General features: G+C 44.3%; 19 protein-coding genes, 3 pseudogenes and 1 riboswitch. Of the genes and pseudogenes, 7 read left to right on the forward strand and 15 right to left on the reverse strand.

The window, feature by feature from the left end; translation table 11 throughout:
• Positions 1 to 133: 133 nt before the first annotated feature.
• Together FT12353_RS01470 and recU are read right to left on the reverse strand one after the other, a co-directional pair.
• Positions 134 to 691 carry an SLOG family protein gene (locus tag FT12353_RS01470; protein WP_059393476.1) on the reverse strand — a complete coding sequence of 186 codons (558 nt, stop codon included), beginning with the start codon at positions 689 to 691 and terminating at the stop codon, positions 134 to 136.
• 191 nt (positions 692 to 882) lie between these two features.
• A pseudogene (recU, locus tag FT12353_RS01475) lies at positions 883 to 1,491 on the reverse strand (Holliday junction resolvase RecU); the annotation flags it as partial.
• Positions 1,492 to 1,637: 146 nt separating this feature from the next.
• Between recU and FT12353_RS01480 the strand changes: the two are divergent.
• Positions 1,638 to 2,672: a branched-chain amino acid aminotransferase gene (locus tag FT12353_RS01480; protein WP_203617453.1), complete on the forward strand. Its 1,035-nt coding sequence runs from the start codon at positions 1,638 to 1,640 to the stop codon at positions 2,670 to 2,672.
• A gap of 138 nt (positions 2,673 to 2,810) precedes the next feature.
• On the opposite strand, the gene FT12353_RS01485 is transcribed toward FT12353_RS01480, so the two are convergent.
• The gene (locus FT12353_RS01485) at positions 2,811 to 3,161 is read right to left on the reverse strand and encodes a hypothetical protein (RefSeq protein WP_168778199.1); all 351 of its coding nucleotides are present in this window, start codon (positions 3,159 to 3,161) and stop codon (positions 2,811 to 2,813) included.
• Between the two features lie 224 nt (positions 3,162 to 3,385).
• Here FT12353_RS01485 and FT12353_RS01490 point away from each other — a divergent pair, with 224 nt between their 5' ends.
• Positions 3,386 to 4,087, forward strand: coding sequence for a response regulator transcription factor (locus tag FT12353_RS01490; protein ID WP_203617456.1), 702 nt, complete (start codon positions 3,386 to 3,388; stop codon positions 4,085 to 4,087).
• Positions 4,088 to 4,208: 121 nt separating this feature from the next.
• On the opposite strand, the gene FT12353_RS01495 is transcribed toward FT12353_RS01490, so the two are convergent.
• Positions 4,209 to 4,451, reverse strand: coding sequence for a hypothetical protein (locus tag FT12353_RS01495; protein WP_203617460.1), 243 nt, complete (start codon positions 4,449 to 4,451; stop codon positions 4,209 to 4,211).
• Between FT12353_RS01495 and FT12353_RS01500 the strand changes: the two genes are divergently transcribed.
• From FT12353_RS01500 to FT12353_RS01510, 3 genes are all read left to right on the forward strand, one after another.
• A complete protein-coding gene (locus FT12353_RS01500) occupies positions 4,438 to 5,772 on the forward strand; it encodes a sensor histidine kinase (RefSeq protein WP_239061153.1) in 1,335 nt (444 codons plus the stop codon). The two genes, FT12353_RS01495 and FT12353_RS01500, sit on opposite strands and share 14 nt — an antisense overlap.
• 288 nt (positions 5,773 to 6,060) lie before the next feature.
• A complete protein-coding gene (locus FT12353_RS01505; RefSeq protein WP_203617466.1) occupies positions 6,061 to 6,729 on the forward strand; it encodes a phosphatase PAP2 family protein in 669 nt (222 codons plus the stop codon).
• 161 nt (positions 6,730 to 6,890) lie between these two features.
• The gene (locus FT12353_RS01510) at positions 6,891 to 8,867 is read left to right on the forward strand and encodes a glycosyltransferase-like membrane protein (RefSeq protein ID WP_506256319.1); all 1,977 of its coding nucleotides are present in this window, start codon (positions 6,891 to 6,893) and stop codon (positions 8,865 to 8,867) included.
• Positions 8,868 to 9,098: 231 nt separating this feature from the next.
• On the opposite strand, the gene FT12353_RS01515 is transcribed toward FT12353_RS01510, so the two are convergent.
• The 10 genes and pseudogenes from FT12353_RS01515 to leuS all read right to left on the reverse strand — a co-directional run bounded on the left by FT12353_RS01515 (position 9,099) and on the right by leuS (position 23,569).
• Positions 9,099 to 9,377, reverse strand: coding sequence for a helix-turn-helix domain-containing protein (locus FT12353_RS01515; RefSeq protein WP_203617474.1), 279 nt, complete (start codon positions 9,375 to 9,377; stop codon positions 9,099 to 9,101).
• Between the two features lie 2 nt (positions 9,378 to 9,379).
• Positions 9,380 to 9,739: pseudogene (locus FT12353_RS01520) on the reverse strand (type II toxin-antitoxin system RelE/ParE family toxin).
• 399 nt (positions 9,740 to 10,138) lie between these two features.
• The gene (locus FT12353_RS01525) at positions 10,139 to 12,859 is read right to left on the reverse strand and encodes an ATP-dependent DNA helicase (protein ID WP_203617477.1); all 2,721 of its coding nucleotides are present in this window, start codon (positions 12,857 to 12,859) and stop codon (positions 10,139 to 10,141) included.
• Between the two features lie 96 nt (positions 12,860 to 12,955).
• Positions 12,956 to 13,093: pseudogene (locus tag FT12353_RS08565) on the reverse strand (type I restriction enzyme endonuclease domain-containing protein); the annotation flags it as partial.
• A gap of 710 nt (positions 13,094 to 13,803) precedes the next feature.
• Complete coding sequence (gene guaA, locus FT12353_RS01535) at positions 13,804 to 15,345, reverse strand: glutamine-hydrolyzing GMP synthase (protein ID WP_203617480.1); 1,542 nt, start codon at positions 15,343 to 15,345, stop codon at positions 13,804 to 13,806.
• Positions 15,346 to 15,348: 3 nt separating this feature from the next.
• Positions 15,349 to 16,308 carry an IMP dehydrogenase gene (locus FT12353_RS01540; protein WP_203617494.1) on the reverse strand — a complete coding sequence of 320 codons (960 nt, stop codon included), beginning with the start codon at positions 16,306 to 16,308 and terminating at the stop codon, positions 15,349 to 15,351.
• Between the two features lie 35 nt (positions 16,309 to 16,343).
• Positions 16,344 to 17,456: an IMP dehydrogenase gene (gene guaB, locus FT12353_RS01545; protein ID WP_203617497.1), complete on the reverse strand. Its 1,113-nt coding sequence runs from the start codon at positions 17,454 to 17,456 to the stop codon at positions 16,344 to 16,346.
• 88 nt (positions 17,457 to 17,544) lie between these two features.
• A riboswitch (purine riboswitch) is annotated at positions 17,545 to 17,641 on the reverse strand.
• A 76-nt stretch (positions 17,642 to 17,717) separates the two neighbouring features.
• Positions 17,718 to 18,692, reverse strand: a complete 975-nt coding sequence (locus FT12353_RS01550; RefSeq protein ID WP_203617500.1) for a YitT family protein — start codon at positions 18,690 to 18,692, stop codon at positions 17,718 to 17,720.
• Between the two features lie 176 nt (positions 18,693 to 18,868).
• Positions 18,869 to 21,022 carry a putative polysaccharide biosynthesis protein gene (locus tag FT12353_RS01555; RefSeq protein WP_203617503.1) on the reverse strand — a complete coding sequence of 718 codons (2,154 nt, stop codon included), beginning with the start codon at positions 21,020 to 21,022 and terminating at the stop codon, positions 18,869 to 18,871.
• Between the two features lie 114 nt (positions 21,023 to 21,136).
• Positions 21,137 to 23,569: a leucine--tRNA ligase gene (gene leuS / locus FT12353_RS01560; RefSeq protein ID WP_203617517.1), complete on the reverse strand. Its 2,433-nt coding sequence runs from the start codon at positions 23,567 to 23,569 to the stop codon at positions 21,137 to 21,139.
• 317 nt (positions 23,570 to 23,886) lie between these two features.
• On the opposite strand from leuS, the gene FT12353_RS01565 reads away from it, so the two are divergent.
• Positions 23,887 to 24,411, forward strand: a complete 525-nt coding sequence (locus FT12353_RS01565) for a hypothetical protein (RefSeq protein WP_203617520.1) — start codon at positions 23,887 to 23,889, stop codon at positions 24,409 to 24,411.
• A 64-nt stretch (positions 24,412 to 24,475) separates the two neighbouring features.
• On the forward strand, positions 24,476 to 24,607 hold the full coding sequence (locus tag FT12353_RS08570; protein ID WP_275403531.1) for a hypothetical protein: 132 nt from the start codon (positions 24,476 to 24,478) through the stop codon (positions 24,605 to 24,607).
• Positions 24,608 to 24,729: 122 nt separating this feature from the next.
• Here the strand turns inward: FT12353_RS08570 and tuf are convergent, their stop codons facing one another.
• Positions 24,730 to 25,917 carry an elongation factor Tu gene (gene tuf, locus FT12353_RS01570; RefSeq protein WP_059393490.1) on the reverse strand — a complete coding sequence of 396 codons (1,188 nt, stop codon included), beginning with the start codon at positions 25,915 to 25,917 and terminating at the stop codon, positions 24,730 to 24,732.
• Positions 25,918 to 25,976 lie beyond the last annotated feature (59 nt).

Below are 25,976 nucleotides of genomic sequence, written 5' to 3' on the forward strand. Positions count from 1 at the left end.
TTTTAAATTTTATCCAACTTTTTGTCGATTATTTATTTACCAAGGCAAAAGAAACGCCCGGCACTGAGATAAAGTTGTCTTCAAGCAAGTCAATCAGTTAGAGCTACCCCCTATTTTAAGGATTTTCGCCTCCTCATTGGTCATGCTGATTTTCCTGGTAATCGTTGGCAAATTCCTGTAAGTCATCCATACTAATCGTTTCCAGTGGGTATGGAGACTGTGCCTGAAAATCTAAAATCGCTTGATAATCGTACTGGGCTTTCCCCGGAAATTCGGCATCATACAGGAGCACCGCACCATCCGTGTGGTTTAGGACAAAGTCCTGATACTGGCGCAATTGATACGGCCCCTGATAGTCCTCCTTATGGACATCGGCATAGAAATCAACCTGCTGTTTTAAATCAGCCAACCGCGTCTGGCTCGCCTCCTGCCACTGAGAACCAAAATGACCGAAGGGCAAGAGCATCGCGACCCGCAAATCCGGATAGTCTGCTTTTAAATCCAACGCCACTTCAATCGCCCAGGTCTCCACTCCGAGTTGACCGCCCGTAATTACCCATTCCAGACCTAAATCCAACTGTTCTATCATCGTTTTCTTGATAGCATACTTCAAAACCTGAACTTTGGGGTCCTTTTCCTTAAAGACACCCAATTCATATGTTCGATAACCGGTCATCCAAATCCGACTCATAATGGGTGCCACCCATCAGATTGTGATTGTTCGACTAGGTGATTACCATCTGCTGGTTGAGACTGATTTGTCTGAACCAACTTGCCCACGGTTTTCGGAAGCGCTTGTTTTGCCTGATTTTCAGCTGATTTTTTTTGATGCCGTTGTGCCCTTTGATCAGTCACCGGCTGACCAGCCCGTTTGCCAACTGACAAATCTGCCAGGTAATCGTCGAGCGCCTGCAAATAATCCAGACTGGGCATCAGGCTTGGCTTGACCAAATAACCTGCTGCCACAATATCAGCATATGGCAATGACCGATGGCCATCAAGGACCTGCCAATTGCGGACCAAATCAGGTGCTGGATAGAGGTAAGTTTCATCTAAAATCGTAAATTTGATGAGGACAAAACCAACGCCTCCTTGGGCCACCACCTCGGATAAGTGGCGCACTTGATGTTCATGGAAGTTCTTCATTGGAAACGATGTTTTGTTCTTGGTTTCCTTAGCATCAAAATCAACATAACGGCCCTGATAAACACCGTTATAATCGGTCGTTGATGGTTGCTGAAAATAAGCTTCCGTGATTTTAGCTGCTGATCGTGCCGGATAATCAACATTAACAATCGTCACCGGTGTTGGTTTCTTATAAATAACCGCAAGATGGTTGGCCAAATAGTATTCGTTGGCATCATTAATCAGGCTTTCAAGAGCCATCCCCCGTCGTCCAAAAAGGAGGCCTTTTTGCGTCTTCTTGCCGCGTTGAATTTGATTTTGCACTTGCTGCCCATCGCCATGGACACCCTTGGGATAATTCACCATCGTGTTTCCTCGAATTTCTAAGTTACACTTATTTTAACATATTACATAAATAAGGCGGATTGATGAAAATCTGATAAAATCCCTTGACTTTTTCTCATTTTATTCTAATATAAGGTTAATCATTGAGTAACAGAAGGAGAATTATTATGACGAAAGCAAAAGTAAGCGACCTCGATTTTAATAACTTGGGTTTTGGTTATCATGACTTGCCCTACCGCTATAAGGCAGAATACCACGATGGTCAGTGGCAGCCAGGCGAATTGACGACTGATTCAACCATCCATTTGAGCGAGTCAGCCGTTGCCTTGCATTATGGACAAGAAGTCTTCGAAGGTTTGAAGGCCTACCGTCGTAAGGATGGTGGCGTGAACATCTTCCGCCCCGACCGTAACGCCCATCGAATGCATAACTCAGCAGAACGCTTGTTGATGGCTCCATATCCAGAAGATAAGTTTGTTGAAGCGGTGAAGGAAGTTGTGAAGGCCAACCAAGACTTCATCCCTCCTTACGAATCTGGTGGTTCTTTGTACTTGCGACCATTGTTGATTTCAACTTCACCTGAAATCGGTGTCCACCCCGGCCACGACTTCTTGTTCACCATCTTTGCCATGCCAGTTGGTGCTTACTATCCAGGTGGTTTGGCTCCAACAGCCTTTGTGACTTCTGAATTTGACCGTGCTGCTCACGGTGGAACAGGACAAGCCAAGGTTGGTGGTAACTATGCCGCTTCCATGTTGCCTGGTGACAACGCCCACAAGGCCGGTTATTCCGATGTTGTCTACTTGGACCCACGCGAACACGAGTATATCGAGGAACTCGGTTCTGCCAACTTCTTTGGAATTACCAAGGAGGGCCAGTTCAAGACACCAAAGTCACCATCAATTCTCCCTTCCGTTACAAAATACTCACTCTTGGCCTTGGCCGAAGAAATGGGCATGAACCCAGTTGAAGAAGCCATTTCCATTCATGATTTGGATCAATTTGCTGAAGCCGGAGCCATGGGAACAGCGGCCGTGATTTCGCCCGTTGGTTCCATTACCCACGAAGGCAAGAAGCATGTCTTCTTCTCAGAAACTGAAGTTGGTCCAAAGACCCAAGCTCTCTATGACCGCTTGATTGGTATCCAATACGGTGACCAAGAAGGTCCTGAAGGTTGGGTGCAAGACGTACCTTTGGTCTAATACCCGCTTATTCAACTTATAAAATCAGGTTACCCAAATAAAACATTTGATGTCCGATTAATCAGAACGAGCCGCGAGGCTGGTTCTGATTTTTTTATGTGCAAAAATAAAAATCCCAGCCTAATGGCTGGAATTAATTTAACTTTGCTTTTGGTAGGTTGCCCCTGTTACATCACTAATGAAGGTCCGGTGGTTCTTGGTAACCGTAGCCTTTGATGTCACACCGTCGCTTCCTTCAAGGGTCAGTTTGTTATCCTTGAGCCGATACTTAACCGTCATCGTCTTTTGCCCATCCGAATAAATCGTCGCCTGATCGCCCTTAAAGGTCATTGTCACCTCAGCGTTCATATCCCGGTAACTTCCTGACAGGTGGGTTTGCTGGTAGGTAATCTTTTGGTAGGCCAGTCCAGCCAGCAAGACTGCTAATAGTCCAACCACGACCGTGACAACTCCTCGCCTTTTTTTCAAAACAAGTAAAAATTGCTTCATCCAACTCTCCTTAGGGCCAAATCAGAATTAGTTAACCCTTTCTCATCTGTTACGCTCATCTTACCACACTCCTGCAGGCCTTTTGCCGAATTTTTGTCCGAAGGAGAATCATTCTTTTCTGAAAAAATTTCAGAAAGCAATTAGTTAAGATTAGTATCGAAAAGAACCAAGTCGCGGTATCCTAGAACTAAAATCAAAACCCATTTTATGAAGGAAAGAGACAAATGGAGACCAGATTACTACTTGTCGAGGATGAGGAAGGCTTGGCCGATTCCCTCTCCACCGAATTTCAGCTAGAAGGCATCCAAGTGACCCAGGCTCACGATGGCCTGGAAGCCCTGGAAATTTTTAATGACCAACCAGATCAATTTGACGTAATCATCTTAGATTGGATGCTCCCACGCCTGGATGGCTTTAGCGTTTTACGCAAAATCCGCAAGGAAAGCGATGTCCAGATTATTATGCTGACGGCCAGGGACTACATTGGTGATAAGTTGGCCGGCCTGACCAACGGTGCCGATGACTATATCACGAAACCCTTTGAAACAGAAGAACTCCTGGCGCGCATTGAAATCGCCAAACGTCACGGCCAACGACCTCTTGAGGAAAATCAGGAATTGCGGGTTGCTGATTTAATTGTCGATATTAAGAAAAAAAGAGTTTCGAAAAACGGCATTATCATCCCCCTCACCCAAAGGGAGTTCGACCTTTTGGTTGTGCTAATGAACCATGAAAATGAGCCCTGCACCCGCGATTACCTCTTAGACACTGTCTGGGGCGTTGACTTTGAGGGCCAACCAAATATTCTTGATGTCTACATTAAAAACCTCCGCAATAAGCTTGACCAGAATGAAGACCAGCCAAAGCTGATCCATACCATTCGTGGTACGGGCTATATGCTTTCGGCCAACGTTTCTCATGGCTGATTAATCGGCACAGCAATAGCTGGCGATGCCGGCAACTGATTTGTTAGCACAGCAATAGCCGGCGGTGCCGACAGTTGTTTTGTTAGCACAGCAATAGCCAGCGGTGCCGACAGTTGATTTGTTAGTACAGCAAGCCGACGATGCCGAAAACTGATTTGCCCGTACTCATAGTGCCACGTCTCCCAACAGATGATTCGGCTGCACCCATAGCATAGCCCAAGGCGCCCAATAGCTGATTTTCCAGTATATCTGCGGCAACCAATGAAGGTACCCCACCATTGATCACAACTAAAAGACCAAAGAAAAATAAACAATCCAGCGCCAGCATCATGCTCCGCAGCCAAATCAAAATGATTATCGTCATCACCATCTCTTTTAGTCTGATGATGATTTTTGGCGTAGGCCATAAGCTCCTAAACGATGTGAAGCTCTCAACCTGGCAGATTACCGCCAGTCTGAAGAAAAATGAAATTGATAGCGACCATGATTGGGATGATTGGCGAAAAAACAGTACCGTGGACATTAACCATAGCTATATTTACGTCCATAACCTGCGCCAAGATGCCGAAGCCAGATATTACTTCTCACCGCGAGCCGATGACCTCTTGCAAAAGAAGATGATTAAAGTGCCCTTTATCAATAACTTGTATTACCGTCCCGGCTTTGGCTTCCTTTACCGACGCTTTGTTTCTTCCAATGGCATTTACTACACCTTATGGCAAAATATCGGTCCACAACTCTCCATCTTAATGCGTGTGATTGAAGTCTCAGCCATTTTACTCGCCGTCACTCTGGTTCTCGCCCCCATCTACATTCGTCGGTTAACCGCCAGATTAACGGACCCGCTCACTGACCTGTCAACTAGCACCCAAGTGGTCCATCAAGCAGAGCAATCTGGTCTAATTCAACTTCCTGTTCCCAGTCAGCCAACCGAGGTCACGGAACTTGCCCAAGACTTCAACCACCTGCTCGCTCTCCTCAACCAACGACAAGACCAGCAGAAGCTCTTTGTCATGAACGCTGCTCACGAACTGCGCACGCCGATTGCCACCATCAAGAGTCATGCACAATTAATCGACCGCCATGGTGCTGACCATCCAGAAATTATTGAAAAATCAGTGACCTACATCACCAAAGAATCACGGGCAATGCAGCAAATTATCGAAGACCTTCTGGCCATTCTGCGCGTTGAAACGCTGTCATTGGCATTAACGAGGATGAATGTCACTACGGCTGTCAGCGAAATCATGCAACCATTAGAAAAAACAATTCCTCAAAAACTGATTTTACAGCTAGAACCCAACTTGATGGCGCAGACCAACTTGGAGGCCCTCGAGCAGATTCTGCACAATTTGATTCAAAATGCTAGCAAGTATTCAAAACCCTCAGACCCAATTGTCGTTACGCTTTCGAACAAGGAAAATGGTTCTGTGGCCCTCACGGTGATGGACCAAGGCTTGGGTATTCCAGAGGCTGATAAAGCACATATTTTTGAACATTTTTACCGTAGTGACGATGTCCGTGGCTCCATCCCCGGAACCGGCCTTGGCCTGGCCATTACCAAGCAGTTCGTTGACCTGATTCACGGGCATTTGTCCGTAGCCGATAATCCGACTGGTGGAACAATCTTCACCCTTCTGTTGCCGAGTGCTATTGATACTACCGGCCAAAGCGGCCATTCGTAATCATTGATTCACATTGGCAGCATTCCTTTGCCACCCCTTTGGGTGGCTTTTTTAGTCCAATAAAAGGTTGACCTTTCTTGACCTAATTTGGAATTTAATCGATTTCACGTCATGTTACGATCTCTTACTGTCACCATCAAACCAGCCATCGCCCCATTTCACAGACTGTTTACCGACCAGCTCGCCTGTCCCATTCTGAAAAAAATTAAGCTTGGCCTTATTTTTCATAAGTAGTTCAAGATGCATATGCCAACTAAACTATTTGTTATACGTTTCGGAGGAAATACGATGAAAAATAAACAAAAAACACTCTTAAGTTTCGCCCTTATTTTAGCCTTTGCCATTCTGGCGCTCGGAGTCTTAACCAATTCAACAGCCATTACGAATTTCGATTCAACGATTAGCCAAAGCACGGCCAAATTAGTGACACCCACGAATACCGCTTTTTTTACCGTCGTAGCCGACCTGGGCAGCCCACTCGTAGCGATTACACTGACCGTCCTACTAGCTGGCTACGTTTTCTACAAAAAAGACCGCTTCCTAGCTTGTTGGATCATTTTACTCCAGTTCGGCGGTTCCGCACTGACTGAAATCATCAAGATGACTATCGCTAGGCCTAGGCCCAGCCATCAAATCATTGCCGATACCGGATTTAGCTTCCCCAGTGGCCACACTTTTTGTACGACAATTTTCGTCATTTGCCTGCTGATGGTCGTTTTGCCAAAGATTCCAGTGGACAGTCGCTACTACGTGATTATCCCTGCCTGCACTTGGATTATTTTAGTGGCCTTTTCACGTTTTTACCTGCGTGACCACTACCCATCAGACGTTGTCGCTAGCCTGCTCTTAGCAACTGGCTTTTGGTTGCGACTAGAAGGTTATCGCGACCTCCTCCACCAAGCTGCGACTGCCTTTTTAACCCGACGGCAAGCGCGTGCTTTACCAAGTAAAAACTAGTCTAAACGAAAACAGTACACTTCCTGATTTTTTATCGGTGAGCCACAGTACTAATACCAGCGTCCTGCGTATTATTTATTATTCAAGCAAGACGCTGCCCATACATAAACAAATAACTGATTGATCTCAATTCAGTCAACACGAAAGGTATCGCCAGCACCATGTCAATCACATCCAAAAGCCACAGGCCCTATTCCCTTTTGGCTGTCCTACTTGCCCTCTGCCTCATTATTAGTAGTACCGGTAGTTTTAGTTCCCAAACATCACTCGCCATTGTCAGCACCACTGTCTTGCTCCTAATAGCAAGCTACTACCTGCGGCCTTTTTTCAACCGCTTGAGCATCCGCCAAATCAGAACTATCACCTACCTAGCCCTCACGTTAATGGTTGTCGGCCAGGTGCTGATTCTGATTTTTCTACCGGTGTCCGTCTACCACGACCCTTACCGGGTCCTGTCCCAGGCCGATCAACTGGCTGCTGGTGACCACGTCTGGCAAAGTACCTATTTCTGGCGCTACCCCAACAACGTTCCGATTACCTACATCCTGTCCAAATTCTTTGCGCTGGGCCAGCTCGTCCATCTGTCCGACAACATCACGATTCACCTACTCACGATTAGCCTACTCGACACCTTTATCGTTTTAGCCTTGAAAACCTGTGCTGACCTAAAGAGTCCTCAGAGCACCTTCTTAGGCCTTCTAGCCTTTCTGACCGCAACACCCTTTGCCTACACTTATTACCTCCAGGTTTTTTATTCTGATTTGCCATCCATGTTGGCCGTCCTAGTTATTTTCCGACTTTTGTGGCGCTGGCCAAAAGCTAACACTACCAGGGCCAAGGTTAAAATCAGCCTGGATCTCACTGCCACAGCCCTACTAGGAATGCTGATGAAGCCGAATATGATTGTCCTATTACCAGCTGGATTCTTAACACTACTGATTTTAGCCATCAAGAAAGAACGGACAAAAAAGCAACTGTTACGCCCCATTCTTTTTCTCAGCTTGGAGATGACCCTAGCGATGCCAGCCACCCTATTAATTGACCGTGCTAGTTCTTATCAACCACATAGTGCCGAAGCCTTTCCTGCTAGTCATTGGGTCTTAATGGGCCTCAATAAGAGTGGGGATGGCATGTACGATGACCAAGACGTTGAAAAGGATATCAGCCTAGCGAACACCACTGCCCGTCGGCAATATGATAGCCAACAAATTGTCCATCGAATCCAAACACTCGGCCCACTGGGTCTCAGTGAACTCTGGCTCAAAAAATTAACGATTTTATTAGACGTCAGTGCCATCCAAGACTGGTATAACGGTGGCTTTGAATCGGCTCCAAAATGGTATCAAGACCATATTGCCTTTTATCAAAAAGCCATTAAAATCGGCTACGTTGTCGCTTCGATCATTCTCTTTTTCACGGTTAGCCTCCGCCTACTTTGCTGGCGACCACGCTTTCATCGTCAAAAAGACCAACTAGCTCTGCTAGCTGTTTTAACCGCCTTGGGATACCTAGCCTTCCATGTGATTTTTTGGGAAGCAGAATCACGTTATGGGCAAAATATCCTACCAGCTCTTTTCGTCCTTCTAGTCGCTTTACCAGCCCCTGTCACCCGTCGACAAAAGGTTACCGAGGTTAAAAGACAAAAACGCTGGCCTCGTGTCGCCTTTCTCATTTCGGCAACCATTGCCATCTATGCCGTTTTCCTTCAGTCCTACTCGCTATCCACCATTGTTGTGGCCGCACAACGGAGTCAGCTGTCCGTTCAATACCACGCTCAACCAACGACTATCAGCCCTGGCACAACGCTTGAGCAACAAGTTAATTTAGCCAAACCCGCTAATACTTTCTCAGTTCAAATCCAAGCCAAGTCAACCATGACTGTCACACTCCAGAACCTTCAAAGTGGGCAAGTCTGGGCCCTAACAGAAAAGGCCGATGAATTTATCCTAAACCAGCCCCTTCCCGCAGGTTCTTACCAGATTGTCATTCAAAATCAGGGACTAGTTCCTCAGTTAATTGATTTGGTTCAAACGAATAACTACACTCTGGCACCTTTTCCAGTAACGATTAACCAGGTACAAAATAAAAATGCATCACTGATTTACCTCTTTGAATGGCTCAATACGAAGCCGTCCTAATAATAGCCATTTCCCGAATAAAAAAAGACGAACCCGTCGACACTAACCTGGTCAGCATGACCGATTGTGAAGCATGGTTCGTCTTTTTGTTTTTAGTTCACGGGACATAGCAGGGCAAATAAGAAAATACTGAAAGCCATCAGCCCTAAAGCTTGGTTAATAACATGTCCAAATTTTTAAAATTCAAATCAAAATCAGTGATGACATTTGCTATTCATATCATGAATAAACTTACATAAATTCCACTTTAAGTTTCTTACCAAGCGCAGAAGCGATTTTGCTCATGGTATCAAAGCTAGTATTCTGACCATGTTCAATTCTTGCAATCGTTGATTGTGGTACATCTGCACGCTCTGCTAGTTCCCGTTGAGTCAAGCCAGCCCGTTCACGTTCGTTCATCAACGCCACTGCACTCTCAAGTTTGGCAGATTCAGCATCAAAGCCTGCCTTGAATTCAGGGTCTTTAAGTTGTTCGGCGAGATAATCGTCAAAAGAAATGTTCTTTGCCATAGTTAGTTACCTCCCAGATTATCATAGTATTCTTTTCTAAGCTCTTTGGCGTGATTAAGCTCAGAAACAGGTGTCTTCTGGGTCTTCTTCGTAAATCCGTGCGTAATCACATAATGCGAACCATCAGCATGAAAATACAAACCACGCTGAATATTCGATCATGTCGTCCGTAGCTCAAAAATACCATCTGAAATTTTTTTAATCCACATTTGGCGTGCTGCAACCTGCAACCCAAACTCTTGTGTCTTGGCAATTACGGAGACTAATTTTTGTTTTTCTACCGTCTTTAAATTGTCTAAGAATTCTTTAAATTCATTGTGTCCATTTGGCCGCGTATAGAACTCAAACTTAGGGTTTTCAATATGTTCAGTGTACAATCAACAAACTTAAATATCAATATATGCTATCAAAATATCTAGGGCACGAAATAAACAAGACTTCAGATTATTAATAACTGATTTCACATTGTCACACTGTTTTTGATTGCGTTCTCGCTCTTGCCTTTGCTGTTCCTGAGTTAACAATATCTTATACTGTTTATTTGTTTCTTAGATAGCCATTTTTTCAGCCTTCTATCAACATATTTTTATATTAACTACAAAAGCCAGTTCAGATTTCGGGTTCGTTCATAAAAAACGCCCGTATCATTCAATGACGAAGGAGGTCACGAGATGAGCTTTGTAATAACATATAACAATTATCAGGCGACAAAGTTGCACAAAGAACGAATCCAATACGAAGTTAAAAGCCCCCGGCGCGCCTTATTTCATCATTGGTAGCGAAGAAAGTTTAGATAACAATCTTGCATCCTTTGCAAAATTTTTAACTGTAAGTTTTTCAAGCACAGAGTGTTCGGTTTCGGGACTCCAGTAAATTTTTAATTTTTTCTGAGCTCGGGTAATAGCCGTATAGAGAATATTTTGTGTAATTCTCTCTTCTGTCTCCTTCGTAATTACAATCTTTACCGACTCGTATTCCAACCCTTGCGCTTTATGAATGGAGACTGCATATGCGATTTGAAATGGAATAATAGTAGAATCGTTATCTTGATCATCCTCGTCGGTACTCCGATATTTATTCACGCCAAACGAAATAATAGATTTTCCCAATGCGGATTCTCCAATAAGTTCAAAATCATACCCACTGGCCTCAAATTCATTCAATGATTCCTCGAGTTCGATTTCAAACCATATTTTTTGCTGTTCTGGTCGAATGCCAACAATTCTTCCCTTTGAGTTATTGTGAATTAACGGGGAAAAAATGTTCGATTCATTAAATAAAATCGGATCGCCCACTTTATAAGTATTTATTCCCCAAACAATACGCTTAGAAGGATTACTATTTTGCAAAAATCGGTTGATATTGTTGATTCCGTAAAGTCCATCGTAATTCAGACACAGAATAATTTCATCATCTTCGCTATGCTCATAGATAGATTCGTCCAACCTCGAGACATATCCATTCTTGACTAGCGGTTCTAGAATTGCATCATCAAGTTTGCGGACTCGATCCCAAACGGTCAGCAAATTTTTGTCATTCGTACGATATGGATGAGTTAATTCAAATATCGACGTTTTGGGTACAAATTCTTTTGCAATACTAAACCAGTTTCCGAAATAGACCGACTCAATTTGATAGATGTCACCAACAAGTACAAGCAGTTTAAAGTCAGCTTTCTCTAAAACTTTTCGCATATCTTCATTGCTGACGGTACTACACTCATCAATAAAGAGGATGTCGCAGTCCAAACGAACATTTCGACTCGAAAGAAACTTTGCAATCGTATGGTACTCACTATTTCCAGCCGTGACCTTCCTTCGCATATTATCTACAGCTGGATGCGTGTTGGCTAAGTATATCTTCGTTTTGTTGGCCCAAAAATTAGAAATATGCTTAATTAGCGTAGATTTACCAGTGCCAGCAGAGCCATATATCAATGCAACATGGGATTTGGAAAACATCTGCCGAAGAGCCTTTTGCTTGCTCTGGTCATCAATCGTATACGCTTCTCTTGATATCCACGAATCAACCGATCCTGTATATTGAGCTATGCCAGAGGCCGCCAACTGCTTTAGTGTTTTGATAATCTCCGTGGTATCGTCAACATGACTCTTGATATAGAGATGGGATTTATATTCTTCAATTTTACGGTCAGTATGCTTGTGATACAGAGAGTCATTATATTTCTTAATTAAACTATCAATATTTTCAAAACCATCAATCTTGTCTTTGGGTGTAAAAAGCTGCTCCTCTACCTCTGTATTATTTTTAATATACCTAGCAAGCAATTCGTGCTCATGCCCGGAAACGGGAATAGATTCAAACAAATCATATATTTTTGGATTGTGTCTTCGAAGAGATGTGCAATAAGGCATATCATCAAATGGGATACAGCCATAATTCAAGTAAAGATTCGATAGACGATCGCATTTTTCATTTGAATACTGCCACCTGATAACACGGTTATTCATTTTCTGAAGCAAATATCTTAATACATTGGCGCCTTGTCTATTACCGATTATAATATTTCGACACTGATCAAGCATTTCATAAATACTGACCGATTGCACACCATCTGTAATTTGCTGTTTTATAAAATCATAGTAGGTCTGATCACTGCTCACCAATTCGGTTAAGGACATCTTGACACTTGAAAGGTACCTCATCAACTCTTTGTACTCTTTGGAGTTAGTACTGTGCCTCACTCTTGGTCCAAAAATTTCAGATAGATTATCCCACTCGCACGGTCGGATAGACACCTCATATCCATCGATTACGAGAATTGACATATTCTTATCTAAGATACGAATTGTGTCATTGTGTAATGAAAATTTCACAGCATAGTTATCGACAATTTCTTGCTTTGTAAACGCAATCACTCTATCAAATTTACTTGCATTGGAATTTGCAGCAGTAAACGTGATTTCGTAGTAGATTTCTTGATTCACGAAAAAGGGCTTTACTTTTCTCACATAATACCGATCGTTATAAGTTACTGGATAACTATCTGTACTTGGATTTTCAATTTTCTCAGCAATTTTCTCAAAATAATTCGAAAGCTCGGCGTCCGTATCTATAGGAAAATCACTAATATTCTCAAGTACCTCCAAATTGAAATATTTTTTCAAGTACAATTTAATTTTTAGTAGATGCTCATAGTATTTGAGCATAAGACGTTCTGACCCATCCTTGTTAAGGGTATAATGCGACACGGACTTTTGTAGCATTTTGTGGAACCTATAAAGAAACTGTAAATCGCCCCTGCGCTGCACTTTTTTTAAGGACTCCACATTCAAATTATAGTCATTAGGATCAACATCACCACCGTTAGAACATACTTTAATTGCAACATATTCTACAAAATTACGAATCTGACCAAGTATATTCTGGCTTAAGAGGCCCCTATCAGCCACACCTAGTTGAGAAATGTTATCACATATTACACTATTTGTATCTAAAATAGCTTTATCAATTTTAAGCATTCGAATAGTTCTTCTCCTTTTCACCATAAAGATTACTCTACCACAAACAACCGGCTAATTATGACCCACACTTGCGCCGAATGCCATCTTTTCAGCTTACTCCACTACAGTTTCCACGGCGAATTTGGCAAAATCAAGCGGATACCCATATTTGCGCAACAATCTCTTAACAACATTTCGCATGCTTCCCCGAGCCAACTCACGCTGCACCCAGCTTGTCCTTTGAGCAGAGTCGTTCCTTAGATAGATTGTCAGGCGCATAGTTCTTTGACAGGACACCTTTGATACTGTCACTCTCGCTTTCAATAGAAGTCATAGCAGCATCAATGATGGTGCCGACATCTGGTATTTTGGTGGTCTCCACAATTATAGACCAACGTGCATTTTCAGGTAGCTAGAAAATATTTTCGACATCGTAAAAATCACGGTCTTCCGCATCCTCTGAATACTCGGTCGCCTCAAGTTCAGCGTGTCATTCTTCGGATGTATTGGAAACATACTTCAGAAAAATCAGTCCTAGTACAACAAGTAGACTGATCCATCGACCCGCGCAACTTGTCACAGGCTTCCCAGAGCTTATCTTAAATTTTCAGTTCATTGCTTTTGGCTGGCATCAGCTTATCCTCCAGTGGTTTCTTATTAGATTCATTTTACTCGATTTAGTCAGTGAATATTCACATTTACATAACCTTCCATTCAACAAATATTCGAGGCTGTCACGCTCTATGCCTTTACAGAACACTTAACATCCTAATTCTTGTCCCAGGACACCGGATTGCCTGGTCGTTAATGACAATTCAACGAAAATCCCCGCCAAGTTCGGTCCTATCGGCCCAAACTTGGCGGGGATTTAGCAGAGAACACATTCCCCGCCAATAATATCAATTCTATCTTTCCAAGAATGCCGTTAAATCAACATTCCGGTTTCAATTTGCATATAAGTTTTATTCCCATTCAACCGTTGCAGGTGGCTTAGCGGTAATATCGTACACGACGCGGTTGATGTGATCCACTTCGTTGACAATTCGTGAAGAAACCTTTTGCAACACATCCCATGGCAAGCGGGCAAAGTCCGCTGTCATACCATCAACAGAAGTGATGGCACGGACGGCAATCGTGTATTCGTACGTACGGTAATCACCCATGACACCAACAGACTTGTTGTTGGTCAAAACAGTGAAGTACTGCCAAACATCACCTTCCAAACCAGCCTTGGCGATTTCATCGCGCAAGATAAAGTCGGATTCACGGACAGTTTCTAAACGGTCCTCAGTGATTTCACCCATGATTCGAATACCAAGACCTGGTCCTGGGAATGGTTGACGCCAGACCAATTCGTGGTCCATTTGCAACTCTTCACCCAAGGCACGAACTTCATCCTTGAACAACTTGTTCAAAGGTTCGATCAAAGTAAAGTTCATTTCTTCAGGCAAACCACCAACGTTGTGGTGTGACTTGATTGTTTGGGCCGTATCCGTACCAGATTCAATCACATCCGTGTACAACGTTCCCTGGGCTAAGAAGTCAACGTCCTTCAACTTGATGGCTTCATCGTTGAAGACTTCGATAAATTCGTTACCGATAATCTTACGCTTTTGTTCTGGATCAGTAACACCAGCAAGCTTTGACAAGAAACGATCCTGTGCGTCAACCTTGATGATGTTCAAGCCAAACTTGCCACCCAACATGTCCATCACTTGTTGTGCTTCGTTCTTACGCAACAAACCATGATCAACAAAGATACAAGTCAATTGGTCGCCAATAGCCTTTTGCAATAAGACACCAACAACAGATGAGTCAACCCCACCTGACAAACCAAGCAAGACCTTCTTGTCACCAACTTCGGCGCGAATCTTTTCGATTTGTTCATCAATGAAACCAGCCATTGTCCAAGAAGCGTCTGCTCCAGCAATGTTGATGACAAAGTTTTTAATGATTTCCTTACCGTGTTCAGACAACGTTGTTTCGGAGTGGAATTGAACACCGTACAGACGGTCATCATCATTAGCAATCGCTGCAATTGGCGTCTTTTCAGAACCAGCAGCCACAACAAAGTTGTCAGGCAACTTTGTGACGTTGTCTGAGTGTGACATCAAGACAACTTGCTCTTCTGGTGTACCAGCAAAGAGCTTTGAAGGAGCAGTCTGCTTGATAACAGTCTGACCAAATTCCCCATTACCTGGGTTGGCTTCGACTTTACCACCCAAATGTTGGGCCATCAATTGCATCCCGTAACAAACACCCAAGACGGGAATCCCCAACTTGAATACTTCAGGGTCAATTGGATAAGCATCGTCATCATAAACTGATTTTGGACCACCCGAAAGGATAATTGCCTTAGGGTTGTATTCCTTAATTTCATCAATCGTCATCTTTGATGACTTCAATTCAGAGAAAACGCCGAGTTCTCGAACGCGTCGCGTAATCAATTGGTTGTATTGGGACCCGTAGTCCAATACTAAGATTTTGTCATTACCTGTGGTCATGGCTTAGTCTCTTTCCTGTTCAACGTAATTTGGCGCTTTTTTAGTGATTTCCACATCATGAGGATGTGATTCCTTCAAGCCGTTATCCGTGATTTGAACGAATTGTGCGGACTCTTTTAAATCAGCAACCGTATGTGAACCAGTATACCCCATTCCGGCCCGTAAACCACCATCAATTTGGAAAACAGCGTCTTCAGCAACGTCTTCTTTGGCAAGGTAATCAGAGACCATGACCAGATCAGCACCACCAGCCAAGGCCTTAACAACATCACCGGAATAATGGATACCGCCCTGAGCGATAACTGTCTTATCCAATGGGTCTGCCACTTCAGCAATGCCCATCACAGTCGTCAAGAATGGGTAATGAATGTCATCAGGCCAGTCAGAATGAACTGAACGGCCAGCGATTACGGCATCGACACCCAAGTCGAAGAGTTCCTTAGCAACTGCAGGATCTTCAATAGTTCCAACGGCCAAAGTAACCTGGCCCAATGCTGCCTTCAAATCCTTGATTTCAGCGGCAATATCAGCCGTCAAATCATCATTTAAGTAAAGGAACAAAGCAGAAACACCAGCGCCAACCAATGCTAATGCACGTTCCTTCACGTCAGCGGCCAACCAGATTTCAGCACCAACGGCCACGTGACCATCTTCAGTTACCAAAGTCTGTGGGTTCTTGTCCAAATCAACAGTTGCGGCACGCACAGCTTCAACGGCAGCTACTTGATCTGCAACAGCTTCACTAGCAGCAACCAAACCCAATCCACCAGATTGAGCCACAGCCAAAACGACTTCTTGTTGATCAGCAGCTGGATTAATTGCTGCAGCTGCCAACGGGTTATTCATAGCCAATGCGCCCAAATGCGTCTTCAAGTCGACCAAGTGTGGCAAAACATTTGAAGCTGCTGGGACCAAAAGGGTTTCGTCGTAACCCAAGCCGTGTCGTGTATTCATGTCAGTCATAATTTCTCCCGATCAAAAGTTTGTGTTCGTAAAAATTACAAAGAAGCCTGGTAGTCAAAGACGTCAGTGGTCTTCTCAACGTTTTCGGCTTGGTCAATGGCTTCTTGCACATTGTGCACGCCCATTTCGGCCATTTCCTTGCGCAAGTGGTCCAAGATTGGCATCAAAATATCAGCCAAAGTGCCCTTGTAGGCAACTCGTGCTTCAATTCCTTCTGGCACCATCTTCTTGGCTTCGTTAACTTCACCTTGGAAGTAGCGGTCCTTTGAACCATTTTCCATGGCAGCAATGGAGCCCATGCCACGGTAGAACTTAAACTTCTGGCCGTTATCTTCAAAGACTTCCCCAGGAGTTTCCTTTGTGCCTGAGAACATTGAACCGAGCATCACGGCGTTGCCACCCATGGCGATTGCCTTCATGATGTCATCAGGCGTCTTAGCACCACCATCAGCAATGATTGCCTTGCCACGGCGCTTAGCTTCCTTAGCAGCATCACGAATGGCAGACAACTGTGGTACACCGATTCCGGCAACAACACGTGTTGTACAGATAGATCCAGGTCCAATACCAACCTTCACGACGTCAGCACCAGCATCATACAAATCAGAAGCAGCGCCTTCAGTAGCAATGTTACCAGCAATGATGTTGACGTCAGGGAAGGCATCCTTGACCTCGCGCACCTTACGCAAAACACCTTCTGATTGGCCGTGAGCAGAATCCAAGATAATAGCATCGGCACCGGCATCAACCATTGCACCAGCACGGTCAACCGTGTCGTTGGTTACCCCAACGGCACCGGCAACAATCAAGCGACCCTTGGCATCCAAAGCTGCGTTAGGGAATTGATTCAAATCAACTTGGTGTTCCTTCACCTTCTTGATTTCACCTGCTTGGTCAGCAATCGTCATATTCTTATGAACAACGCCCAAGCCACCAAACTGTGCCAGGGTAATGGCAAAATTCGCTTCTGTGACAGTATCCATTGCGGCTGATAGCAAAGGAATCTTCAGCTTGAGCGTAGGCGTCAATTCCGTTTCCAAAGAAACGGCATCAACTGAAATTTCGTCTTTTCTTGGGGCGACCATTTTCATATCGTCAAAGGTCAAACCCATTGGGACGAACTTATTTTTAATCTTAAATTCTGCCATGATTCTCCTCACCATCCTGCTTACAATATAGACCAAAAAAGAGCACTTTGCAGCTACCACAGCTCCGCAAAATGCTCCGTCAAAAAACCTTTGATTCGCATTCACGGATAGTCACGACTTTTGGGGCGCGGTAGAGACTGCTGGCCATTTTCCAGCGATATATCTGTAAATTTCTCTTAAATTATTATTGATAATTGTACTCGGTTTTTTCTCATTTAGCAATAAAAATTCCCGAACATTAAATTATAAAAAGATGAGAATTTAATCCTCATCTTTTAGTTGATCCAACTGGTCAGCCAACTGTTGTTCAGCCTCCAATTGGGCGTCAATCGTGACCGCTTTTGGTCCCATTGACTTCTTCATTTGTAATTGCCGGTCGGCATCCCAAAACTCGCCTGCAACGGAAACCGTTGACAAGAAGTTAATAAAGGCCTTTGGGTCGACCTGGCGAACCGTTTCCTGCATTTCAAACAGTTCAAAACGGGATAGCACCATCATCAACGTTGTTGACTCCCGCTTCGTATAAGCCCCTTCTGATGGCAGAATGGTAATGCCACGGATCAAGTCACGGTGCAAAGCATCGATGACTTCCGGTCCCCGACTCGTCACAATCAAAGCCGTGAGCTTTTGGTAACCAGTATAAATGGCATCGATTACCCGTCCGGTTGCGTAAATCCCAATCAAAGTGTACAAAGCATTTTGCCAACCAATAAAGGAACCAGCAATCAACACAATCACAAAGTTAACTGCGTTATTAAAGGCACCAATTGATTTTCCAGTTCGCTTTTGCACAACCATCGAAATAATATCAAATCCACCCGTTGAAAAACCATAGCGCAGAGCAATTCCAACAGAAGAACCCACCAGCAGGCCACCAAAGAGTGAGGCCAGCAATGGCTGAGTCGTGAAAGGATGGACTGGCACGAAAATCAAAGCCAATGCTACCACCATCGCGTTGATAAAGGATAGGATAGTAAACTTACCACCAATTAATTTCCAACCCATAATTCCAATTGGAATATTGAAAATCAGAAAGAACAGTCCGGTTGGAATCCGTAAATGCCAAGCATCAAAGACCAACAGGGAAAGCAATTGCGAAATTCCATTAATTCCAACAGAAAAAATGCTATTGGGGATTAAGAAATAATTCAATCCAAAAACCTGTAGTCCAACGGAGATTACGAAAACAGCGCTTGTCAGCGCGGCCTTACGCCAAGATTTTGTTACAGCTTGCATGGCGAGCCTCTCTTTCAAAAAAGAATTTATCACTGTCTCTCATAATATCATAGAAAGCCTGTATCTTCAGCCTGGTAGCCAACATTTCCCAAACAAAAGAAAAGAAAACAAAAACCACGATAGATTGATTCTTGATACAAAAAAGCCAGACATTTGTCTGGCTAAGAATTCAATCATTATTTAATTTTTTCTGGCTCGTGGCCACGGTCTAGAACCTGATTTAACAGGCCAAAACGGCGATATAAGACCAGCAAAACGACAAGTCCACCAATCACCCCTAAAGCAGTTGCTAAGCCGGCACCAACCTTTGTTGCCGTCGTCAGCAAGAAAGTCTTTGAGACCCAAGTTAACAAAAAGGCAACAATGGCCATTACGGCCGCTGATAGGTAGGTCTTTAGCAAGGTATCCTGGATGGTTCTCATCGAAACTTGGTAATGCTCCTTCAGATACTTCATCATCAGATATAGCGACCAACCTAAACCAAGGGCGGTAGCAATCAAAGCCCCCATCCCCTGGAAGAGGTAAATCAATGGTGCCTGAATCACAATCTTAATTAACAAGCCATAACCAAAGGCCCGCATCACTTCTTTACCGTGTGACAAGGCCTGTAAGACAAAGGCCAACAACATAAAGAAGGACATAATAATCGTCAAAACAGCTGAGAATTGGAGCAAGTAAATCCCAGCTTGGACCGTTTGATCAATTGGATAGAAGAATCGGTACAAAGGATCCGAAACAGCGTACATACCAAGCGCAGATGGCACCAAGACTAAGGAGGTCAATCGTAAGACGGCAATTAACTGTTCCTTCAAGGCCCCCATTTGCTTAGCCGCCTTCTTGGCTGCCAAGATTGGCAAGGCCGTTGCCGCAATACTTGTGGCGAAAGAAATGACAATCATCACCAATTTATTTGGATTGGCTGAGAACAAGGCAAAGTCAATCTGTAACTGACTAAGGCTCGTATGGAAAAAGGCCTTCATCAATGGGAAGAAAGTATACTGGTCAACGAACAAGAACAAATTCGTTGACGAACCAATAACAACAAAGGGCCATGATTCCTTCAAAATATTGATGACCATCGATAGTGCTTTTGACCCGGTTGGCTGATTCTTTTGTCCTTGACTGTCATCTTGTTGATGACGACGGTGCAAAGGTTGGTCAGTGGCTGTTTGATTTTCAGCGACTGCTTGCTGGTTCGCAGCACTCATTTGTGCCAAAGCGGCTTGCTCGTCCGGCACGCCGGCAACTGGGTGAATCAACCGCGCATAGCGCACCCAGCCATAGCCCAAGACAGCCAATGAGAAGAGCGCCCCGATAAAGGCGGCAAATGTTGACTGGACAACAGCCCCAGTCCAATTACTGCTGTCATGGCTTAAGACAATCCAAGTGGCTAACAACAAGTAAATCACACGACCAACCTGTTCCCAAATATCAGACAAGGCTGAAATGTGCATTAATTGATGTCCCTGGAAGATTCCACGAACCATCGACATCACTGGGAAGACCAAAACAGCCGGTGCCAAAGAATGCAGAACTGGGACGACCTGGGCATTGCCGTTCGATAGGAGCGGCGCTGCAACGTACAACAAGGTCGAAAAGATAATCCCAAGCACTACCCCAATTTGTAGTGATCGTTTGGTAAGGGCCCATAAACCATTCTGATCCTTTTTAGCAATCAGTTGGGCCATTACCTTGGAAATGGCTGATGGAAAACCAAAGGTAGCAATTGAAAGTAAAATCGCATAGATATTATACCCTTGCGAAAAGAGGGCATTTCCCTGGTTGGCTGCCTTACCAAGCATGGCCAACCACGGCAGGATATAAACTGCTCCTAAGAGACGAGAAACAATGTTTCCCAAGGATAACCAAAAGGACCCGCGGACCAAGGCACTATTTCCGCCACCCTGACTTTGGTCAAGAGCCTGCTCATCACTGGCAGACCGTCCCAACGAAGCCACTGTTTGGTCTGCCAAAGCTGTTACGTCATCAACTGGCTGACCATCATTGCCATCTTTTTGGTTGGCCGACTGCTTTGACCGGCGCTGAAAGAAGGCTGATTTTTTAGTTGTTACTGCTGGTTGTTCTACTTTGATTTCGGATTCAGACAATGGTTTTGGATCACCTTTCGAATCGCCATTATTCAAATTCTGTTTTCGTCGCTGCGACCGTTTTGGCCAAAAAGCGACAATTTTTTCTTGCTTGGTTTTAGGGCGAAGGTTTTGCTCTAACTTGGCGAGCAACTCGTCAGCCGTTAGATGTTGGTCATCAAGCGGCGCCTGGTCTTTTTTTTCTTGACCACCCTCTTGTTCGTTATAAAAATCCTGGGTCATACCTGTATCACCTTTAATATGTATCCCATTAGGAAGGAAAATCCGTCTTCCTAACGGGCTATTCTTGGATTGTTTCGATTAAATCAGCTAAACACCAAGATAACACGTTCGCTCTTACTTCGCAACAATATTAACGAACTTACCTGGAATGGCAATAATTTTTTTGATTTCCAAGCCATCCAAGTTCTTTTGAACCTTTTCATCAGCCTTTGCTGCTGCAATCAAATCGTCCTGACTGGCATCAGCTGGTAAGACCTGCTTTGAACGGACCTTGCCGTTCACCTGGAAGATGATTTCCTTTGTATCATCGACCAAGGCTTCTTCATCATAAGTTGGCCAGGCAACATAAGTGATGGATTCCTTTGAACCCGTCAACTTTTGCCACAATTCTTCGGCCAAGTGTGGTGCAAACGGTGCTAACATTTGCACAAAGCCTTCCATGTAAGCAGCTGGAAGCTTGTCTTCCTTGTAAGCATCATTGACAAAGACCATCAACGTTGAGATGGCAGTGTTGAAATGCATGTTTTCCAAGTCTTCCGTGACCTTCTTGACCGTCAAGTTGTATTCCTTCTTGAGCGTGTCATCGGCCTTATCCGTCAACTTGTCCGTTACAGAACCATCTTCATTGATGAGCAAGCGCCAAACACGGTCTAACCAACGACGAGATCCTGTCACCCCTTCCTCAGACCATGGCTTGTTCTGAGTCAATGGGCCCATAAACATTTCATAAATTCGAAGCGTGTCAGCACCATATTCGTTGACGATATCATCCGGGTTGACCACGTTGCCCTTCGACTTTGACATCTTTTCGTGGTTAGCACCCAAAATCATTCCTTGGTTAACCAACTTTTGGAATGGTTCCTTTTCCTTCACCACGCCAAGGTCATACAAGACCTTGTTCCAGAAACGAGCATACAAGAGGTGCAAAACCGCGTGTTCTGCTCCACCGACGTACAAGTCGACGTTCTTCCAGTAAGCTAATTTCTCAGGATCGGCCAAAGCCTCGCCATTCTTCGCATCGATATAGCGTAAGAAGTACCATGATGATCCAGCCCACTGTGGCATAGTATTAGTTTCGCGACGGCCCTTCATGCCATCTGCACGAGTGACTTCCAGCCAGTCCTTGGCATTGGCCAATGGTGATTCACCAGTACCAGAAGGCTTCAATTGCTCTTCTGTCATTTCTGGCAAACGTAATGGCAATTCATCCTCTGGGACCAACGTCTGTGTGCCATCTTCCCAATGGACAACAGGAATTGGTTCACCCCAGTAACGCTGGCGAGAGAAAATCCAATCACGCAAGCGGTAGTTGACCTTCTTTTCACCGGCACCATTTTCTTCCAACCAAGCAATCATCTTGTCGATGGCCTCTTGCTTGCCCAAGCCATCTACGAAGTCTGAGTTAATGTGAACGCCCTCGCCACTATAAGCTTCCTTGTCAATGTCGCCACCTTCGATAACTGGCGTAATGCGCAAGTCGAACTTCTTAGCAAAGTCGTAATCACGCTGATCGTGCGCTGGCACACCCATCACGGCTCCGGTTCCATAAGAAGCCAAGACATAGTCGGCAATCCAGATTGGCAACAATTCACCGTTAACTGGGTTCTTTGCATAAGCCCCAGTGAAGACCCCTGACTTATCCTTATTCAAATCAGTTCGCTCCAAGTCAGACTTAGTGGCGATTTCTTCTTGATAAGCTGCCACAGCCGCCTTTTGATCAGCAGTGGTGATTTGATCAACCAAATCATGTTCTGGTGACAAAACCAGGTAAGAAGCACCAAACAACGTATCTGGACGCGTTGAGAAGACCTCAATCTTTTCACCATCATGGCCTTCGACCGCAAAGCGAATAGAGGCACCGACTGAGCGGCCAATCCAATGACGCTGCTGCTCCTTAATTGCTTCAGGCCAGTCTAAATCATCCAAGTCGTCAATCAAGCGGTCCGCATAGGCCGTAATCTTCAAAACCCATTGCTTCATTGGCTTGCGGTAAACAGGGTAACCCCCACGTTCCGTCTTGCCGTTAATCACTTCTTCGTTGGCAACAACCAAGCCACCACCTGGAAAATCAGGAGCCCAGTTGACCATGATTTCATCTTCATAAGCCAAGCCCATTTCATAGAGCTTTTCAAAGATCCACTGCGTCCATTTGTAATAGCTAGGGTCAGTTGTCTTAATTTCACGGTTCCAGTCGTAAGAGAAGCCCAATGACTTCACTTGGTTCTTAAAAGTTTGAATGTTTTGGTCCGTAAAAGTTGCGGGGTTGTGACCCGTCTTCAAAGCATACTGTTCGGCTGGCAAACCAAAAGCATCCCAACCCATAGGATGCAAAACATTAAAGCCACGAGCGCGCTTAAAACGCGATACGATATCCGTGGCCGTATACCCTTCTGGGTGACCAACATGTAATCCTTGACCAGATGGATATGGAAACATGTCTAAGGCATAAAACTTTTCCTTATCTGATTTATCTGGTGCTGCAAAGGTTTGATCCTCATCCCAAAAATTTTGCCACTTCTTCTCAATTGTTTTATGATCGTATCCCATTTTATTCCTCCATCTACTAAAAAACGCCCCATGTTAAGCCACTTGGGCCTAACATAGGGCGATTATCATCGCGGTACCACCTACGTTTTGTTCAATTTCTTGAACCTCGAAGTTGCCTTAACGCAGCAAGACGTACCGACTACTCCACTTCACCGGTAGGGGTTTCAACCGAGTTCATGATCTTAGTTGGCAAGCTTCCATCCCCGCTTACTTTCTGATGCTCCGCAATCACTACTATTGTTGAAAAGTACCTTTATTATAGCATAAATCAGTAAAAATTCGTATACTATAGATTAGAAAAGAAAAAGGAGCTCGCGATGCAAATTTCAAATCGACATTTTATTCAAAGTACACTTGAAGAAACGGTCGAACCTGGTAACCTCGTTGTGGATGGTGCTGCTGGTATCGGCTTAAACACACGCTTTCTATCGAGCCGTGTGGGCTCACAAGGCCAAGTTTTGACCTTTAGCGAAGAGAAAGAAAATGCGAATCAAATCGCTTCTTCTCTTTTTATGGCTGGTTTACAAGACCGCGTTGACGTAATCAACGGCGTTTTGACACAAGGCAAGCTGCAAGCACAAATTGGTAAAGTTTCAAAGCTTGACCTCGCCATTCTTGACTACGGCTCTGACACCGGTACTTCCCTTCCTAACCGAGAAACGCTTAACGAACAAATCACCCTTCTTTGGGACCACCTTAAAGATGACGGTCTCTTGATTGTCAACTTAACCCGTAACCAACAGGCAGCCAACTTCGACGTCTCCATTACAAATGATACGGATAAGGCTAGCTACCAAACTCATTCTGATTTAACCTATTTGATTGAACGCAAAGACGATTAGTCCCAGCATATCAACTCGTAAAATGGTATAATAGCGCCAATCAACAAAAACGGAGGCAAAATTCATGGGACGAATTGTCAACCAAGAAGAGCACATTAACACACCCTTAGAAGACCTCATCGACCTACCCATTCTTGATAGCAAGAAAGATAAGGAAGCTCGCGATAAGGCTTTGGGTATTAAAAAAGACAAATAAAGCTTAAAAAAGCCCGCTGTCTGTTCAGTAATCACTGACAGTCGCGGGTTTTTAGTTTAAATCGAGCAATTTTAAGCAAAAGAAAAAGCCCACAAAAGTGGACTTTTTGAAGAGATAATAAATTATTCTTCGATTTCAGTAACAGTTCCGGCACCAACAGTGTGGCCACCTTCACGAACAGTAAACTTCAATCCCTTTTCAATGGCAACTGGTGCGATCAATTCAACGTCGAACGTTACTTGGTCACCAGGCATAACCATTTCAACACCGGCTGGCAATTCAACAACACCAGTAACATCAGTAGTGTGGAAGTAGAATTGTGGACGGTAGTTAGTGAAGAATGGTGTATGACGACCACCTTCGTCCTTAGTCAAAACATAAACTTCGGCCATGAACTTCTTGTGAGTCTTGATTGAACCAGGAGCAGCCAAAACTTGACCACGTTCGATTTGGTCACGGTCAACACCACGGAGCAAAGCACCAATGTTGTCACCAGCTTGAGCTTCTTCCAAAGTCTTACGGAACATTTCGATTCCAGTAACCGTAGTCTTTTGGATTTCATCCTTCAAACCAACGATTTCAACTTCAGTACCAGTAGTCAAAACACCACGGTCAACACGACCAGAAGCAACAGTACCACGACCAGTGATCGTAAATACGTCTTCGACAGGCATCAAGAATGGCTTGTCATCTTCACGTGCTGGAGTTGGGATGTATGAATCAACAGCGTCCATCAATTCCATGATGACCTTAGCTTGTTCTTCATCACCTTCCAAAGCCTTCAAAGCTGAACCCTTGATAACAGGAATGTCATCGCCTGGGAAATCATATTCTGAAAGCAATTCACGAACTTCCATTTCAACCAAGTCGATCAATTCTTCATCGTCAACCAAGTCAGTCTTGTTCAAGAAGACAACCAAATGTTCAACACCAACCTGGCGAGCCAACAAGATGTGCTCACGAGTTTGTGGCATAGGACCATCAGTTGCGGCAACAACCAAGATGGCACCATCCATTTGTGCGGCACCAGTGATCATGTTCTTAACGTAATCCGCGTGACCAGGGGCATCGATGTGGGCGTAGTGACGAGCATCAGTCTCATATTCGATGTGAGACGTGTTGATCGTGATACCACGTTCCTTTTCTTCAGGAGCGTTATCGATTTCAGCGAAATCAGTAGCAGTTCCACCATCTTTTTCTGCCAATACCTTTGAGATAGCAGCAGTCAAAGTAGTCTTTCCGTGATCGACGTGTCCGATCGTACCAATGTTAACGTGGGGCTTATTGCGAACGTAAGTTTCCTTAGCCAATGTAGTTTCCTCCAATTTTATCTCTCAGTTTTTGTCCCGAGAAAATGGTATGTTTATAT

The sequence above is a fragment of the Fructobacillus tropaeoli genome (genome assembly GCF_016860625.1).
GTDB lineage: Bacteria > Bacillota > Bacilli > Lactobacillales > Lactobacillaceae > Fructobacillus > Fructobacillus tropaeoli.

Excerpts from the sequence above, each read along its gene's own strand:
- FT12353_RS01470 (WP_059393476.1), bottom strand. The coding sequence starts at position 691 with ATGAGTCGGATTTGGATGACCGGTTATCGAACATATGAATTGGGTGTC.
- FT12353_RS01480 (WP_203617453.1), top strand. The coding sequence starts at position 1,638 with ATGACGAAAGCAAAAGTAAGCGACCTCGATTTTAATAACTTGGGTTTT.
- FT12353_RS01485 (WP_168778199.1), bottom strand. The coding sequence starts at position 3,161 with ATGAAGCAATTTTTACTTGTTTTGAAAAAAAGGCGAGGAGTTGTCACG.
- FT12353_RS01490 (WP_203617456.1), top strand. The coding sequence starts at position 3,386 with ATGGAGACCAGATTACTACTTGTCGAGGATGAGGAAGGCTTGGCCGAT.
- FT12353_RS01500 (WP_239061153.1), top strand. The coding sequence starts at position 4,438 with ATGATTATCGTCATCACCATCTCTTTTAGTCTGATGATGATTTTTGGC.
- FT12353_RS01495 (WP_203617460.1), bottom strand. The coding sequence starts at position 4,451 with ATGACGATAATCATTTTGATTTGGCTGCGGAGCATGATGCTGGCGCTG.
- FT12353_RS01505 (WP_203617466.1), top strand. The coding sequence starts at position 6,061 with ATGAAAAATAAACAAAAAACACTCTTAAGTTTCGCCCTTATTTTAGCC.
- FT12353_RS01510 (WP_506256319.1), top strand. The coding sequence starts at position 6,891 with ATGTCAATCACATCCAAAAGCCACAGGCCCTATTCCCTTTTGGCTGTC.
- FT12353_RS01515 (WP_203617474.1), bottom strand. The coding sequence starts at position 9,377 with ATGGCAAAGAACATTTCTTTTGACGATTATCTCGCCGAACAACTTAAA.
- FT12353_RS01525 (WP_203617477.1), bottom strand. The coding sequence starts at position 12,859 with ATGCTTAAAATTGATAAAGCTATTTTAGATACAAATAGTGTAATATGT.
- guaA (WP_203617480.1), bottom strand. The coding sequence starts at position 15,345 with ATGACCACAGGTAATGACAAAATCTTAGTATTGGACTACGGGTCCCAA.
- FT12353_RS01540 (WP_203617494.1), bottom strand. The coding sequence starts at position 16,308 with ATGACTGACATGAATACACGACACGGCTTGGGTTACGACGAAACCCTT.
- guaB (WP_203617497.1), bottom strand. The coding sequence starts at position 17,456 with ATGGCAGAATTTAAGATTAAAAATAAGTTCGTCCCAATGGGTTTGACC.
- FT12353_RS01550 (WP_203617500.1), bottom strand. The coding sequence starts at position 18,692 with ATGCAAGCTGTAACAAAATCTTGGCGTAAGGCCGCGCTGACAAGCGCT.
- FT12353_RS01555 (WP_203617503.1), bottom strand. The coding sequence starts at position 21,022 with ATGACCCAGGATTTTTATAACGAACAAGAGGGTGGTCAAGAAAAAAAA.
- leuS (WP_203617517.1), bottom strand. The coding sequence starts at position 23,569 with ATGGGATACGATCATAAAACAATTGAGAAGAAGTGGCAAAATTTTTGG.
- FT12353_RS01565 (WP_203617520.1), top strand. The coding sequence starts at position 23,887 with ATGCAAATTTCAAATCGACATTTTATTCAAAGTACACTTGAAGAAACG.
- FT12353_RS08570 (WP_275403531.1), top strand. The coding sequence starts at position 24,476 with ATGGGACGAATTGTCAACCAAGAAGAGCACATTAACACACCCTTAGAA.